The organism is Nostoc sp. JL33 (assembly GCF_017114985.1).
Taxonomy (GTDB): domain Bacteria; phylum Cyanobacteriota; class Cyanobacteriia; order Cyanobacteriales; family Nostocaceae; genus Nostoc.
Genome location: NZ_JABXKP010000100.1, coordinates 80,967 through 95,441 on the forward strand (window position 1 = coordinate 80,967; position 14,475 = coordinate 95,441).

The window sequence follows — 14,475 nt, forward strand, 5'->3', positions numbered from 1 at the left end:
ACCCACTAATCGCCCAATTGTCATCCGCGCAATCTCTGAAATGCTTACAAAGAGTGGGTTTCAGCCTTGAATTTTTCCCGACACTCTTCCCAAACGAATTCTCTAATGCTATGATTGCTGTTGAATCGCGCAACCGCACCTTGAAAACTAAATACAGCTTGCCTTTCAGGCTCCCGCCATTGCAATTCATCAAAATCCCTATCAGGGATTGAAACTGCGCCAGCACTAATTTTGTTTAAAAGACTATCTGATTGCAATTCATCAAAATCCCTATCAGGGATTGAAACATTTACCCGTGTCGATTGGGGAGCGATCGCCGCCGGAACAAATTGCAATTCATCAAAATCCCTATCAGGGATTGAAACATGTTACGTCTTGGGTTACTCAGCGCGTCAGTTTATTGCAATTCATCAAAATCCCTATCAGGGATTGAAACGTGGATCGTGATCAGTAACTTGCCATTGACAATTGCAATTCATCAAAATCCCTATCAGGGATTGAAACCAGTAAGGACACTCCAGTGTTAGCCGTAGCCCCTAGATTGCAATTCATCAAAATCCCTATCAGGGATTGAAACAGTAGCCGTTTTAGCGATATTTAATCCAAACATATTGCAATTCATCAAAATCCCTATCAGGGATTGAAACTATTTTGCACTTTATAACATCTTAGGGACTTGGCATGGCATTGCAATTCATCAAAATCCCTATCAGGGATTGAAACGGCACATCGGGAACCCCCTGGCTACCAGCTAACTGCTGAAATTGCAATTCATCAAAATCCCTATCAGGGATTGAAACACGCGGCTTTTGTAGAGATGTACGGCGAAGATAAATTGCAATTCATCAAAATCCCTATCAGGGATTGAAACTCGTCCACAACTGCGGAATAATTGATGACCCACTCAAAAATATTGCAATTCATCAAAATCCCTATCAGGGATTGAAACTGGCAAACACGAACTCGCCATGATTCGCCATCGGGATTGCAATTCATCAAAATCCCTATCAGGGATTGAAACCAATGAGTTTTCTCTTCAGTCCGAATAGCATCAAATTGCAATTCATCAAAATCCCTATCAGGGATTGAAACCCAATGGCAAGTTAGCTGCCCTTACTGCCAAAAGCAGCAATTGCAATTCATCAAAATCCCTATCAGGGATTGAAACCTTAATTTCTCCCAAGGACTCAGACGGTATTCTAGATTGCAATTCATCAAAATCCCTATCAGGGATTGAAACCAAAAGAATAATATCGTGAAACTGCCCAACGGACAATTGCAATTCATCAAAATCCCTATCAGGGATTGAAACCTGATGAAGCAAATATTCCCAAATCCTTACAGGGAAATTGCAATTCATCAAAATCCCTATTAGGGATTGAAACAGTTGGCTCGATTGCCGCCTTGCTTGGGCTGATATATTGCAATTCATCAAAATCCCTATTAGGGATTGAAACTGGAATCGTGGGATGTGTCGTGGGCAATGCTTGATAGTCCGTCGGATTGCAATTCATCAAAATCCCTATTAGGGATTGAAACCAGCTTAGGGGTGAAGGGGGAGATAATGCGATCGCCGATTGCAATTCATCAAAATCCCTATTAGGGATTGAAACCCTGATGCTCAGGCTCAGATTACTAGCACTTTCTCATTGCAATTCATCAAAATCCCTATTAGGGATTGAAACTTTGAAGTTGCCGAGGATTGGGATTTAAATGACAATATTGCAATTCATCAAAATCCCTATTAGGGATTGAAACTAGAGTGGCTACACCAACGTTTATTCTTTGTTGAATTGCAATTCATCAAAATCCCTATCAGGGATTGAAACTAAGCTAGAACCAGAAAGGCTAAAGAGATTGAAACTTTATTTTTCCCGATTTCTCCAATCTTCTCCACCAGCTAACTGAATAAGATAATCATCCATAATCGCTGGTAACTCCTTTGGCGAATAAGTGTATGTTAAAGCCAGTAAACTATTTGCTGTAGTCAAAATCTGGCTTTTATCTAGCATCGCTGACAACTGAGAACGAGTAAATTTGCCATTCATGACTTCATCGCAGGCATCTGCGATCGCATCTTCAATAACTTCCTCCTCCATCAAACTTTCCCATTCATTTAAATTGACATAATAAGATGTTTTATTATCTTTAAGATTCACTTCTTTAATTTCGCGGATAGCGTTGCGAATAGAAGCAGCCCAAGAATTTGTTAATCTCTGTTCTAGTTTATTCTTGATCAAATGAATCACTAAAATTCTTAAAAACGATTTAATCTGACGCAGAATTGCCTTTTTACTCATTCCCTCTAATTCATCTACAATTGCCAAGGCATCTGCGTAACGTCCTTCCAAAATACTTTTTTTGAGGTCTATTAGTTCTTGTGTCATTTGTTTTACCGCCTACCTGCTTTCCAATCTTCTCCACCGAATAGCTGAATTAAATTTTCAGCCACAACTGCGGGTAACTCCTTAACTGAATAAGAATAAGTTAGCGCCAACAACTTCAAAACAGTCTGAATAATCTGGTTTTTATCCACCATTCCAGCCAGTTGAAATTCATTGTACATTCCATTCAAGACTTCCACACTGGCATCACGCACTGCTACTTCTATTTCATCTTCAATATAGGTATCCCATTCGTTTAAATTGATATAAGAGTATTTTTTATTGTCTTTGAGATTGAGTTTCTTAATTTCTATAAGTGAATTACGAATAGAAGCAACCCAAGAATTTGTTAATCGCTGCTCTAGTTGGTTCTTAATCAAATGAATCAGCAGAATTCTTAAATAAGCTTGAATATTCCGCAGAATAGCTTGTTTACTCATGCCCTCTAATTCATCTACAATTACCAACGCATCTGCGTAACGCCCTTCCTGGATACAAGTTCTGAGGTCTATTAATTCCTGTGTCATTTTTATTAACCTCAAAATTTCATCATGCTAATTTCAATATATAGCGTTTATTAATCTCATAGCCCCCTCCTCGCTTGCGGGGAGGGGGTTGGGGGTGGGGTTCTTGTACCTCACAAGGGTCGAGAACCGCTATAACAATCACCTATACTTTATTAATAGCAGGGGATCTTACCTACTATTAATAAAGCAATATTGTTCACTTCTGAGCCTGTATCACTTGCAAACTACCGCCTGCATACAAAGTTAGCTTACTCGCTTCAAACCCAGTCTCAGTTAACAACTTAGCTAAATCAGTTTTCAACAGTTCCCAAGCTGTTTCCGTCTCAAACAACAGCAAAAACACTGACACCCCAGGCCAAAATATCGGATTCGTAGGAGCGTGAAAATCCACCAGCGTAAACACCCCTCCTGGCTTCAGCACCCGATAAACTTCATTAATAATTTTCCGCAATTGCTGAGGCTGCATTTCGTGTAATGCAACGCTGGTATGCACCACATCAAACAGATTATCTGCAAATGGCATCTCCTGGGCAAAAGCTTCGAGATAGCAAGCTTCTGGTACATTTTGCCGCGCCCGTTGCAAAGACTTGGGTGAAGCGTCCAATCCTGTTACATTTTGTGAAAGTTTTACCAAAAACTGCGTTGTTTGACCACTGCCACAACATAAATCTAAGACCTGAGTATCTGAGTGAATTGTTAAGCCTTGCAAAGCAAGTTGCCGAAAACGGGCTTCACCACCTACACTTAAGGCTGCTAAACGAGAGATACCATCATATAACCACTGATAGCGGTAACTCCAATCTCTTAAAATTGTTGCCATTGCATATTTCCTTGCTATTAAGCTTTATATTTAATAAAGATATATTGTTAACATTAGTAAAAAACCTGAAAAGATTGGGGGAAAGTAACTGCTATGGGTCGTGTAGGCGTCTTATTACTCAATCTCGGTGGCCCCGATAAGCTAGAGGATGTCGGGCCGTTTTTGTACAACCTATTTTCCGATCCGGAAATTATTCGCCTACCATTTCGCTGGTTGCAAAAGCCCCTAGCCTGGTTTATTGCCTCACGGCGAACCAGAACATCTCAAGAGAATTATAAGCAAATCGGTGGTGGTTCCCCACTGCGGCGGATCACAGAAGCCCAAGGAGAAGCTTTAAAAGAACAGTTGAGTCATTTAGGACAAGAGGCCAATATCTACGTGGGAATGCGTTATTGGAATCCCTATACAGAAGAAGCGATCGCACAGATCACCCAAGATAATATAGAACATCTGGTAATTTTACCACTCTATCCCCAGTTTTCTATCAGTACCAGTGGTTCCAGCTTCCGACTTTTAGAAAAGCTTTGGCAAGAAGACCCAAAACTTCAACCCATTGATTACACCGTCATTCCTTCCTGGTACAAAGAACCAGGCTACCTTCAAGCAATGGCGGAACTCGTAGCCCAAGAACTCGAACAGTTTCCTAATCCAGATGAGGTTCATATATTCTTCAGCGCTCACGGCGTTCCTAAAAGCTACGTTGAAGAGGCTGGCGACCCCTACCAGCAAGAAATTGAAGAATGTACTGCCTTGATTATGCAGACGCTCAATCGACCCAATGTCCACACCTTAGCTTACCAAAGTCGCGTCGGCCCAGTAGAATGGCTCCAACCTTATACTGAGGATGCCCTCAAAGAACTAGGCGCACAAGGTGTGAAAGATTTGGTTGTCGTGCCTATCAGTTTTGTCTCAGAGCATATTGAAACACTACAAGAAATTGATATTGAGTATCGGGAAGTAGCAGAAGAATCAGGAATTCACAACTTCCGTCGCGTTCCTGCTCCCAATACCCATCCAGTGTTTATTAATGCACTTGCAGACTTAGTGATTGATGCGCTGAAAAATCCCAGCTTCAAGCTTTCGCAAGCTGCCCAAATGAAAAAAAGGGTGAAAATGTACCCCCAAGAGCGTTGGGAATGGGGTCTGACTACTAGCGCTGAAGTATGGAATGGTCGGATTGCCATGCTGGGCTTCATTGCCTTAATCATCGAACTGATTACCGGTCACGGCTTCTTGCACATGATTGGAATTTTGCAGTGAACTACTTACACCGACCTTACGGTACGGTGTAAGCTTCCCAACTCATTGGGGACTGCCTCTGTCTTTGTGGATTTTTTACGTCCAGAAGACTTTGGTCTTACGTCCCCTCCTTGGGCAGAAGTGCTAGTTCCTAATTTTTCTGCCAATACCAGTCATACCACTGCTTCGCGCTACGAACTGCAAACCAGAGCAGTATTAAAGCAATTAATCCTCCTTGCCAGGGAGCATCAAAGGCAAAAAGTACTAGAGCAACACACAAGGTATCTTGAAGAAAGACTGCCCACAACGGTAAGCCACGTAAGCGATAGAACCAACCAACTTGCACTAGCTGAAGTACCAAAGCTAACAAACCTCCAATTAAGGCAGTGACCCAGCTTGGCGGGGAGGTTGCGGTAGCTACTGCTAACCCCATAATTGCGCCCACGACGGGAGACATGAATAACTGAATCAGCTGGAGCAATCTTTGCCCCCATAGCTTTTTTGAGGCTAATAATTCAACTAAAGACCAACAAATGAGGCAGCGTAATAAGATTGGTGGAGAAATGTGAGATAAAATTGGAACTTGTGACCACAAGTTATCACCCTGCAACAGTCCGATAATCAGCAGAGGTGTACCTATTCTCATTCCTGCTGCCGCAGAAGCTGAAAGTGTGGCTAGGATTTCAATCATCAAGTCACTCGAAGCACTAATAAATAAGTAGATATTTGTTATTTATACTACCCAGTCTTGGCAAAAATTCCAGCATCCAACAGACAGTCTTCAGCAATGGAATACTTAAGATTTTTGGTATCTTAACGTGAGTTCGACGGAACAGTAATTAATATTCGGGACGTGATTACTTTTCAAGGTAGTAGCGTAGCCGAACTAAAGCAAGCTTTTTCTGATTCAGTGGATGATTATTTAGATTTTTGTAGAGAACGTGGGGAGAAGCCTGATAAGCCATTCTCAGGTAAATTCATGCTAAGAATCGACCCTGATTTACACAAAAAAATTGTATTTATTGCAAAGAAAGAGGGACAAAGCCTTAATTCGTTGGTTGAAAAAAGCTTGTGCTTGTATGCTAGTTAAATTAACGTCAAAGCGTTTGCGTATTTTTTGGATAACAAATTAGTAGTAAGCGCTTAAGCGCTCACTACCAGCAAATTAATCCTAAATACCCAACCTTTGGTAAACCTCTTCTAAATGCCTCAGATGCTGCTGGGGGTCAAAACATACCTCTAGTTCTGCTGGGGACAACTTTTGGGTAACACGCGGGTCTTTGCTAATCAAGTCCTGGAAATTACCTTCTGGCTTGTTCCAAGCGGCGTGAGCGCTTTCTTGAACGATCGCATAAGCTTCTTCTCGCTTGCTTCCCTTGTCTATCAAAGCAAGTAGCACTTGTTGACTGAACACAACGCCGCCATAGCAGTTGAGATTTCGTTCCATGTTCTCAGGATAGACCAACAGATTTTTCACCAAGTCGGTTATTTCTACCAACATAAAATGCGTCAAAGTGCAAGCATCTGGCAAAATCACCCGTTCTACAGAACTGTGGGAAATATCCCTCTCATGCCAAAGAGCAACGTTTTCCAAAGCTGCACCGGCATGACTTCTGACAAGGCGCGCCATTCCCGTTAGCCGTTCCGAACGGATGGGATTGCGCTTGTGTGGCATTGCACTGGAACCTTTTTGACCTTTGGCGAAAAATTCTTCAACTTCCAGAACGTCTGTTTTTTGAAGATTGCGAATTTCTACAGCAAAACGTTCGATGGATGCCGCTACCAAAGCTAATTGTTGCACATAGTCGGCGTGGCGATCGCGGGAAATAACTTGCGTTGAGGCCGTATCGGCTTGGAGTCCGAGTTTTTCGCAAGCGATCGCTTCTACACGCGGTTCAACATTCGCATAGGTTCCCACCGCACCAGAAATCTTGCCCACGGCAATAGTTTGGTGGAGTATTCTCAGGCGTTCTTGGTGTCGCAACACTTCTGCTAACCAGCCAGCTAGCTTGAAACCAAAAGTGATCGGTTCAGCGTGAATACCATGCGATCGGCCAGCCATCACCGTGTGACGATGTTCCCGTGCTTTTTGGCGAATTACCTGAATCAAATCTTCCAGACGTTGCAATAATATATCCAGGCTGGCAACCAATTGCAATGCTAAAGCTGTATCCAAAACATCCGAACTAGTTAAACCCAGGTGAATATAGCGTCCGGCATCACCTACATATTCGTTGACATTTGTCAAGAATGCAATAACATCGTGGCGGACTACAGCCTCAATTTCCAGCACCCTATCGGGGTCAAAATCTGCCTTAGCTTTAATTTCCTCAACCGCCTCAGATGGAATGTAACCCAGTTCAGCTTGAGCTTCACAAACAGCAATTTCGACTTGCAGCCAAGTTTTTAGTTTATAGGCTTCACTCCATAGATTAGCCATTTCGGGCAAAGTATAACGCTCAATCACAGTTAGGCACAGAATACAACCGTCATATTCTACAGTTTAATTAATGTAGTTCACTTTTTAGTGCTGCTTTTTGCTCAGGGACGGAACTAGTTTTTGAATCAAAGGTGATGATACTAATCCTACCGTCAGCCTCCATATATGCAAACTTTACATCAGCTAAAAATTCCACACCTTGCTGACGTAACTTGCTCATCAACTCATCGTCTGTAATTAACTCTCGTTGCAAATGACGCTGAATCATCCGACCATTTTTTACCAGTAGCAGTGGTGGCTGATTCAAAAAACGTTGGAACTGGGGTATTTTGTAGCCTAACCAGTTCAGCAAGTAACTCCAAAAAATCACGGTTCCTACCAGGATAGCGCCCTCAGTAATCGATGTATAATTACTGGCCATAGCATTTTGAGCAGCTTCAGCAAATAATACAACTACGAGTAAATCAGTAATTCCTAGTGTTCCTAGTTGTCGGCTAGGAAGCAAGCGTAACACTGAAAATAGCGCTAAATAGACCAGCGACCCGCGGATAATCAACTCAAGTATGCTGATGCTAGGAATAAAGATTGCCTGCCAATTGATAAAAAACCATTTTTCCATTCCCACTGATTTTCTTCCTTTTTCAATACATTTCTGGAAAAAATCCAGTATCAGGTTATTTATCTGTGGTCTTATTTCATAAAACTGACTTTTATTAGAAGTTAAATACTTCAACATCTATCAGATTTACAACCCTGAATTCCCACCAATCAGGAATCAAAATCGCTGATTTTTTTTTCTCTGTTTTAAGCGCTTGGACTTTTTGAAAGACTGGAAGAAGCGATTAATCAAGCTAGAAGAAGGCTTTTTATTAGTGGACGATTCCCCCGTTGGATTCGTGCCATTATATTTTGTGTTATCAGATAAAGGTATGGCATGTTTACTTGGGGTTATGCCGCTACCGTACCTTCTGGCATAAACTTGGGTAAACTCTGCACCGAAGAAAAGAATCTGTGCGGCATAGTTAACCCAAGCTAAGATTACCACCAGTGAACCAGCTGCACCATAGGCTGAACCAAAACTGCCATTACCTAAATATTGTCCTAACAAAAATCTACCGATAGAAAACAAAAAGGAAGTGAGCATGGCTCCAATTAAAACATCACTCCAACCAATTTCGACATCTGGTAGAACTTTAAAAATGAGTCCGAATAGGAACGTAGTGATGGCAAAAGAGAGGATGAAATTGAGAATCTGCCAGAGAAAATCGACACCTGGCACCAAGTTACTAAAGAATGTTACTAATGCTGCTAATGCCGTACTAATTACCAGAGAAACTAAAAGTAAAAAGCCAATACCTATCACCATTGCAAAGGACAAAACGCGTAGGCGAATCATGTTACTTACGCCGCGTCCGGGTTTCGGCTTCACTTCCCAAATCGTGTTGAGGGAATCTTGCAACTCGGTAAATAAACCAGTAGCACCTACTAGTAGAACTACAACACTAATGATAGAAGCGATCGCTCCTGTCTTTGGTTTATTAGCATTCTGAATAGCTGTTTGGATAAATTCTGCGCCATCTCGGCCGACTAAACCTTGAATTTCTCCAACGATTTGACCCCTTGCCGCCTCTTCTCCAAATACTGCCCCTGCGATCGCAATTACAATAATTAACAACGGTGCAATCGAAAAAATCGTGTAATAAGCTAACGCCGCCGCTAACCGTGAGGCTTTATCCTCGCTCCATTCTTTGAATGTCTCTTGTAACAACTTCCAAATCGCCTGCAAATTCATCCAATCAGTCTCCTTAGGGTATGTCGCTTACTTCCTGATATATTGGATACTTATTTCATAACTAGAGGCATCCACCCAAGGGAGTTTGTCAAGCTTCCTAGAGGAGGAATTTAGAATTTGATTAAAACAGAATTCAGGAGTCAGGAGCAAAGCCTCCACGCTCCTGAATTCTTCTTCAACGTGACAACCTTTTAATGCTATAAGAGCAGTTGCCGGCTCCCACTCCCTACTTTTTCTACATAAAACTTAATATTTCCTGATTTTAGCCAAATATCCTCTCAGGCATTGCTCTAGGAGAGTTTGTGCTTAGTTTTAAAAATCTAATCGATGGAGGATGGTTGATTATTATTAACAAAAGCTATGAATCGCCTCTACCTTTTGGTAGATTTAACATGGACAATAAATTTTTTTATACAATACGTAAATTATACGGATAATGCCTCAGGTAGTTTTAGTTAACCCACAAATCCCTCCTAATACAGGTAATATTGCCCGTACTTGTGCAGCTACGGGTACAGAGTTACATTTGGTGGGGCCTTTGGGATTTGAAATTAGCGATCGCTACCTTAAAAGAGCTGGCTTGGATTACTGGCCTTATGTCAAACTGCACTATCACCAATCGCTAGAAGCTTTTAAAATCGTACATCAGGAGCGTGGAGGCAGATGGTTGGGTTATACGGTTGGTGGAAATTGTAATTATGTAAACTTTCAGTTTCAACCTGATGATTGGCTGCTGTTTGGTAGTGAAACCACTGGCTTATCACCAGCAATTTTGTCAGATTGCGATGCTACCCTGTATATTCCCATGAGCCAACCGGGGGTTCGCAGCTTGAATCTGTCAGTGAGTGTGGCAATTGGCTTATTTGAAACCCGTCGTCAGTTAGGCTATTTAGAATAGTTGCTTATCTCCATTACAAGTATATATACTTATGGTATGTCCAGAAATCGATTAGGCGAGTTATTTGTGACTAGAAAATTTGATTGCTTACGGAAATAATTTGTCAAAGAATATACATATAATTGGATTGATTACCAAATTGTAGTGGAAGATACTTACAAGCAGAGGAAGGTTGTTATAAGAAATTTGTATATAAAACTTCGGATATTGTCAAATTTGAATGATAGATTTTGATGAATTTGACACATCCTACATTGGAGGGAAAAACCACTAAAGCCGAGTCAGGTTATAGATTTGAGCCAAAATAGCTCAAATGTATGCCAGAAAGCAACCTAAAAGTAGCCGATAGTTGATAGGGTTGTTTTTTAGGGAATAATCAACGTAAAGTCTCCTGTTGAGAAGACGGATTGGGTAGAAATATGTTGAATATATCTACAGCAGGGGGCATCACTTTTCCAGAAGTCGCAGCAATTTAATTCTCAACAGCGACTATGGGCTTGGCAAATAATTTGTCCAGTCCCCGCGATTGACGCAAGACAAGCGCGGACAATGGTAAAGAGTAAAACGTCCTAAGTGGTGTTAGGAGTGGTTCGGACAAGTAAACATAGCAAACTTGAAATTTTGCTAACACGGGTGAACTTGTCTAAATCAGAGAAGCAGGTTAATCTTGCGTAAGCATCTCTGGTGAATGTGATCTTGATCTATCGTTCGTTGTGATCTAAATCATTGACTAGTATCCAACTGAGAAATCGAGGTCAGTTAAGCGCTAGTGATCATAGGAGGTCGTCTTTGAAACGAGCATTGAAAAAGAGAGTAAAAGCTGTGTTGAACAATAACCCTAGTGATGATCATGCCCCGGTAGAACTGCTAAATGTAATGAATCCAAAAGTTAACCGCCGGGTGCGGACAAAAGCTGCCATGATTGGCTTGGCAATCTCTATGGGAGCAACCAGCCTTTTGGTGACTCGACAAAGCGATCAAGCCCAAGCAGCGGTGCCTGTAGGCAGCCAAAAGGCAACTTCAGCGATTCCTGCTGTTCGTGACACTAAGGTGAAATTCGCCTCCACAAAGCTGGAGTCCCAAGCAGTCTCATCAGCGAGCGTGCCGGAAAATCCTGTTATCGTGGAACCAACGGCAGTTTCACAAGTGCCTGGGCTTGAAGCTAAATGGCAAGTTGCGGCAAGTGGAATGTCTTTGCAAGTTCCAGCATCAGAAAGGTTTTCCCAACCAACAGCAGTTTATAAAAATTCCACTCACCTGAAGCCCCAAGTGGCACAGGGATTGAACAATACCTTAGCGGAAACTAGTTTCCCAGTAGTCAATAATCTGTCTGACTATAGTGCTGATGGTGTTGGTAGTATTAATGCATCACTAACTGCCAAGCCACAAACAGTGGCAACGTCAACCGCAGCCAACAGTGAAATAAATGCACAACTTAAGGCGCAACAAGAGTTCGCACTAAATCGCTTACAAGAAAAATCGAACCGTTTAAGAAAAAGTTTGGCGCAGTTGCGGTCTGGGGAAACCAAAACTTTATCACAAGCTGATATGGGGTTGGTGCAGCCGCAGACTGTCGTTGAGAAGACTGCATTAGTCCAGTCGGACACTTCTGGCGATGCAAGCAAAGCGAACCTGATATCGAGGTTAAAACAGAAGACACAGACGACTGGATTTGTACCAGCTAGAGTTATTGCGTCCTCGACTCATAGAGCCTACGAAGTTAAGCCTGGAGATACACTAGCAGCGATCGCCAGCAGATACAAGACTTCAGTATCACAACTAGTTAAGGCAAATAACCTCAATAATCCAAATGAACTGAAAATTAGTCAAAAACTGATTATTCCTGCTGCTCAAGTTGAGGCAACTGTAGCGAGTAACCCCACTTTTGTAGAGTCCAGCAATACTCCTCATGTTGCCACTTCCACTGTCAATGTTGGTAGTGCCAACTCATATCTACCTACTTCACAATCACCAACTATTGCCGACAACAGTAGCGTTGCCGTCCCTACACCGGTAACTGTTCAGATTCAGGGAAATAGTGCCAACGACCAGCAAACAGCCCCTACTGCTGGTACTTATTATGGCGTCGGTGGTGACATTCCAGCGCCAAAAGCTTTTGTAGAAATGCAACAGCCTAAAACACCAACAAATAGGGTAGCGAGGGTAAACAATAACAATAATGGCCGTTTGCAGGGCTTACAAGCGGAAATTCAGAGGTTACAGCAGAAATATCGCGCTCAACAGTCTGGAAACTTAATTGTGCCAGCAGCTAGCGAAACTAATAATGCTGCGATGCTCACTCCTGTTTCTAGCCCGAATAATTTCACTGTACCCAACGCCGCAGTTTCACCGAATAATCTAGCAGCGATACAAATTCCAGTTCCTACACCTATTAGACGTAACTATAGCCCTCAACCAATTAAGTCCCAATATCGTGCTACTATGCCGGCTAACGAGCCAGTAAACCCAGATTTCTTGCCCAATCTAGGCTCTGCTAGTCAGTGGACTCCCTCTAGCAATCCATCTGGCACAAGGGTAAGGGTAGCAACGCCTGCTGGAAGAGTAAATGCCTCAGACTCCTTAGGAAAAATGCGGGGAACTACAGTTTCTCCACAGATGCCAATACCACCTTTGGCAGCAGTGGATCAATATCTTCCCAGACAAATTGACGAAACTATACCCCCTCCATCTAGCTCATCCCTAGCTTACACATGGCCGGCGAAGGGTACTCTCACCTCTGGTTATGGTTGGCGCTGGGGTAGATTGCACAAGGGAATTGACGTTGCTAACTCCACTGGCACGCCAGTTGTCGCCTCGGCTGACGGTACGATCGAAAAAGCTGGCTGGAATAATGGTGGTTACGGCAACCTCGTCGATATTCGTCATCCCGATGGCAGCATGACTCGCTATGGTCATAACAGCAAGATTCTGGTGCAACCTGGTCAACTGGTGCATCAAGGAGAAACAATTGCTTTAATGGGTAGCACTGGTCACAGCACTGGCCCACACAGCCACTTTGAAATTCATCCATCAGGTAAGGGTGCTGTTAACCCAATAGCCTTCCTACCAAATCGCCTGTAATTCTTGAGTAGTCTGTAACTAAATCATTGCCTTGGTAGTTGAGGGAGTTAACCTCCCTCTTTTACTTTCTATTACCTCAACAGGGATGGAAGTTATAACAAAATTGCAAAAGTGGCTAGTATTGAGCAAATTTATATGCTATACTAATTAATGATTTGGAAAAACATGGCTCAGTAGCTCAGTTGGTTAGAGCACGGGACTCATAAGCCTGGGGTCGTTGGTTCAACTCCGACCTGAGCCACTTCAAAATTTATAAGTAGTGAGAGATAAGTGGAGTTAAGATAGAGTAACTTTGACCTCTAATAGTTAGGACTCAGCGCTAACTGTTTGATGAGTTTGTAGCCAGTTGAGCAAATCAGCGATCGCACTAAAATCTAACAAAGCCTCACCGAGTGTTTCCAATTGTTCTAGAGAAAGACCCTGAATCTGTTCTCGAACCTGTTGTGGTAACTCTCCTACCCGTTTTTGTAGCTGTCGTAATACAAGTGTTTGTGCTTGTTCCTGTTGTCCTTCCTCCTTCCCTCGCTCGTAGCCAATGCGTTCGCCTGTGGTAATGTAACTCATGGTACGCTCCTGCTCGAATTGTTTAAACTCCTGCCAAAATTCTGCTTCTAATCCTTTTGGTAAAATCATAACCCAATCGATAAAACGATAGAGATTACGAATATCCCTTTCTTGCAGCCCTTGTTCATACAATCGCCGAATTAAACTAAATTTCCACGTTTTCCTTTCTCCCAGCTGTTTAGTAGTTTGCTGGGTTTTCAAATGTGCCATTACCACCGTCGCAAAGGGATTATCGCTCTTTTCTAACTCTGTCCATCGATTTTGATAATCGAGCAGTTTGACGGTTCCAAATCTAAAATGCAGACCACAATCGGGATAATTATAACTGTATTGATTTGGTCTCCAAGTCGAGTCAGCATCGCACAAAATTGCTAGGCTAATGGCTGGTTTAGCAAATTTGTCAAAAATTCGCAGGTTGTAGGAAAACATCCTTTGAGCAAAATTATCTTCCGATTTTGCCTGAATTTCGACATGAATCAACAGCCAAATTTCCTCTCCTTGAATTTGCCAGACTTTGACCAATTTATCTGCATATCTTCTACCAAGTTCTGCTTCGCGGACTATTTGTTGAAATTCCTTATCAAGAAACTCGTGGGGACGTTCCCAATTAATTAGTGCTGCTGTTTGCGGAAAGAAAAATTGCATTGCTTGGGGGAAGTAAGCTTCTAGGATTTCTTTCCACGGGGAATCATTATCGGCTCTTTCTCGTTCTTCGCTCATGAGTTGATTG

General features: G+C 42.3%; 12 protein-coding genes, 1 tRNA gene and 1 CRISPR repeat array. Of the genes, 5 read left to right on the top strand and 8 right to left on the bottom strand.

The window, feature by feature from the left end:
- The first annotated feature begins 178 nt into the window (after nucleotides 1–178).
- Nucleotides 179–1,829: a CRISPR direct-repeat array (repeat unit 37 nt; unit sequence ATTGCAATTCATCAAAATCCCTATCAGGGATTGAAAC).
- Between the two features lie 36 nt (nucleotides 1,830–1,865).
- From HWQ23_RS30305 to HWQ23_RS30315, 3 genes are all read right to left on the bottom strand, one after another.
- On the bottom strand, nucleotides 1,866–2,387 hold the full coding sequence (locus HWQ23_RS30305) for a DUF29 family protein (RefSeq protein WP_292837076.1): 522 nt from the start codon (nucleotides 2,385–2,387) through the stop codon (nucleotides 1,866–1,868).
- A 5-nt stretch (nucleotides 2,388–2,392) separates the two neighbouring features.
- Entirely contained in the window at nucleotides 2,393–2,911 is a 519-nt protein-coding gene (locus HWQ23_RS30310; protein WP_292837078.1) for a DUF29 family protein, read from the bottom strand.
- A 196-nt stretch (nucleotides 2,912–3,107) separates the two neighbouring features.
- Complete coding sequence (locus HWQ23_RS30315) at nucleotides 3,108–3,731, bottom strand: class I SAM-dependent methyltransferase (RefSeq protein ID WP_292837080.1); 624 nt, start codon at nucleotides 3,729–3,731, stop codon at nucleotides 3,108–3,110.
- Nucleotides 3,732–3,824: 93 nt separating this feature from the next.
- On the opposite strand from HWQ23_RS30315, the gene hemH reads away from it, so the two are divergent.
- Nucleotides 3,825–4,991 carry a ferrochelatase gene (gene hemH / locus HWQ23_RS30320; RefSeq protein WP_292837082.1) on the top strand — a complete coding sequence of 389 codons (1,167 nt, stop codon included), beginning with the start codon at nucleotides 3,825–3,827 and terminating at the stop codon, nucleotides 4,989–4,991.
- Between the two features lie 130 nt (nucleotides 4,992–5,121).
- Here the strand turns inward: hemH and HWQ23_RS30325 are convergent, their stop codons facing one another.
- Nucleotides 5,122–5,661, bottom strand: a complete 540-nt coding sequence (locus HWQ23_RS30325; protein WP_292837084.1) for a DUF4126 domain-containing protein — start codon at nucleotides 5,659–5,661, stop codon at nucleotides 5,122–5,124.
- 162 nt (nucleotides 5,662–5,823) lie between these two features.
- Between HWQ23_RS30325 and HWQ23_RS30330 the strand changes: the two genes are divergently transcribed.
- Nucleotides 5,824–6,060 (top strand): type II toxin-antitoxin system HicB family antitoxin, encoded by a 237-nt coding sequence (locus HWQ23_RS30330; protein WP_292837086.1) that lies wholly within the window; start codon nucleotides 5,824–5,826, stop codon nucleotides 6,058–6,060.
- A gap of 81 nt (nucleotides 6,061–6,141) precedes the next feature.
- On the opposite strand, the gene purB is transcribed toward HWQ23_RS30330, so the two are convergent.
- The 3 genes from purB to HWQ23_RS30345 all read right to left on the bottom strand — a co-directional run bounded on the left by purB (nucleotide 6,142) and on the right by HWQ23_RS30345 (nucleotide 9,202).
- Nucleotides 6,142–7,437, bottom strand: a complete 1,296-nt coding sequence (gene purB / locus HWQ23_RS30335; protein WP_292837088.1) for an adenylosuccinate lyase — start codon at nucleotides 7,435–7,437, stop codon at nucleotides 6,142–6,144.
- Between the two features lie 40 nt (nucleotides 7,438–7,477).
- On the bottom strand, nucleotides 7,478–8,029 hold the full coding sequence (locus HWQ23_RS30340; RefSeq protein ID WP_292837090.1) for a DUF421 domain-containing protein: 552 nt from the start codon (nucleotides 8,027–8,029) through the stop codon (nucleotides 7,478–7,480).
- Between the two features lie 156 nt (nucleotides 8,030–8,185).
- Nucleotides 8,186–9,202 (bottom strand): YihY/virulence factor BrkB family protein, encoded by a 1,017-nt coding sequence (locus tag HWQ23_RS30345; RefSeq protein WP_292837092.1) that lies wholly within the window; start codon nucleotides 9,200–9,202, stop codon nucleotides 8,186–8,188.
- A gap of 436 nt (nucleotides 9,203–9,638) precedes the next feature.
- On the opposite strand from HWQ23_RS30345, the gene HWQ23_RS30350 reads away from it, so the two are divergent.
- The 3 genes from HWQ23_RS30350 (at nucleotide 9,639) to HWQ23_RS30360 (ending at nucleotide 13,422) form a co-directional block, all read left to right on the top strand.
- Nucleotides 9,639–10,100: a tRNA (cytidine(34)-2'-O)-methyltransferase gene (locus HWQ23_RS30350; RefSeq protein WP_292837094.1), complete on the top strand. Its 462-nt coding sequence runs from the start codon at nucleotides 9,639–9,641 to the stop codon at nucleotides 10,098–10,100.
- A 789-nt stretch (nucleotides 10,101–10,889) separates the two neighbouring features.
- Complete coding sequence (locus tag HWQ23_RS30355; protein ID WP_292837096.1) at nucleotides 10,890–13,181, top strand: peptidoglycan DD-metalloendopeptidase family protein; 2,292 nt, start codon at nucleotides 10,890–10,892, stop codon at nucleotides 13,179–13,181.
- 167 nt (nucleotides 13,182–13,348) lie between these two features.
- Nucleotides 13,349–13,422 (top strand) — tRNA-Met (locus tag HWQ23_RS30360).
- Nucleotides 13,423–13,487: 65 nt separating this feature from the next.
- On the opposite strand, the gene HWQ23_RS30365 is transcribed toward HWQ23_RS30360, so the two are convergent.
- Nucleotides 13,488–14,465: a DUF4351 domain-containing protein gene (locus tag HWQ23_RS30365; RefSeq protein WP_292837399.1), complete on the bottom strand. Its 978-nt coding sequence runs from the start codon at nucleotides 14,463–14,465 to the stop codon at nucleotides 13,488–13,490.
- Between the last annotated feature and the right edge of the window lie 10 nt (nucleotides 14,466–14,475).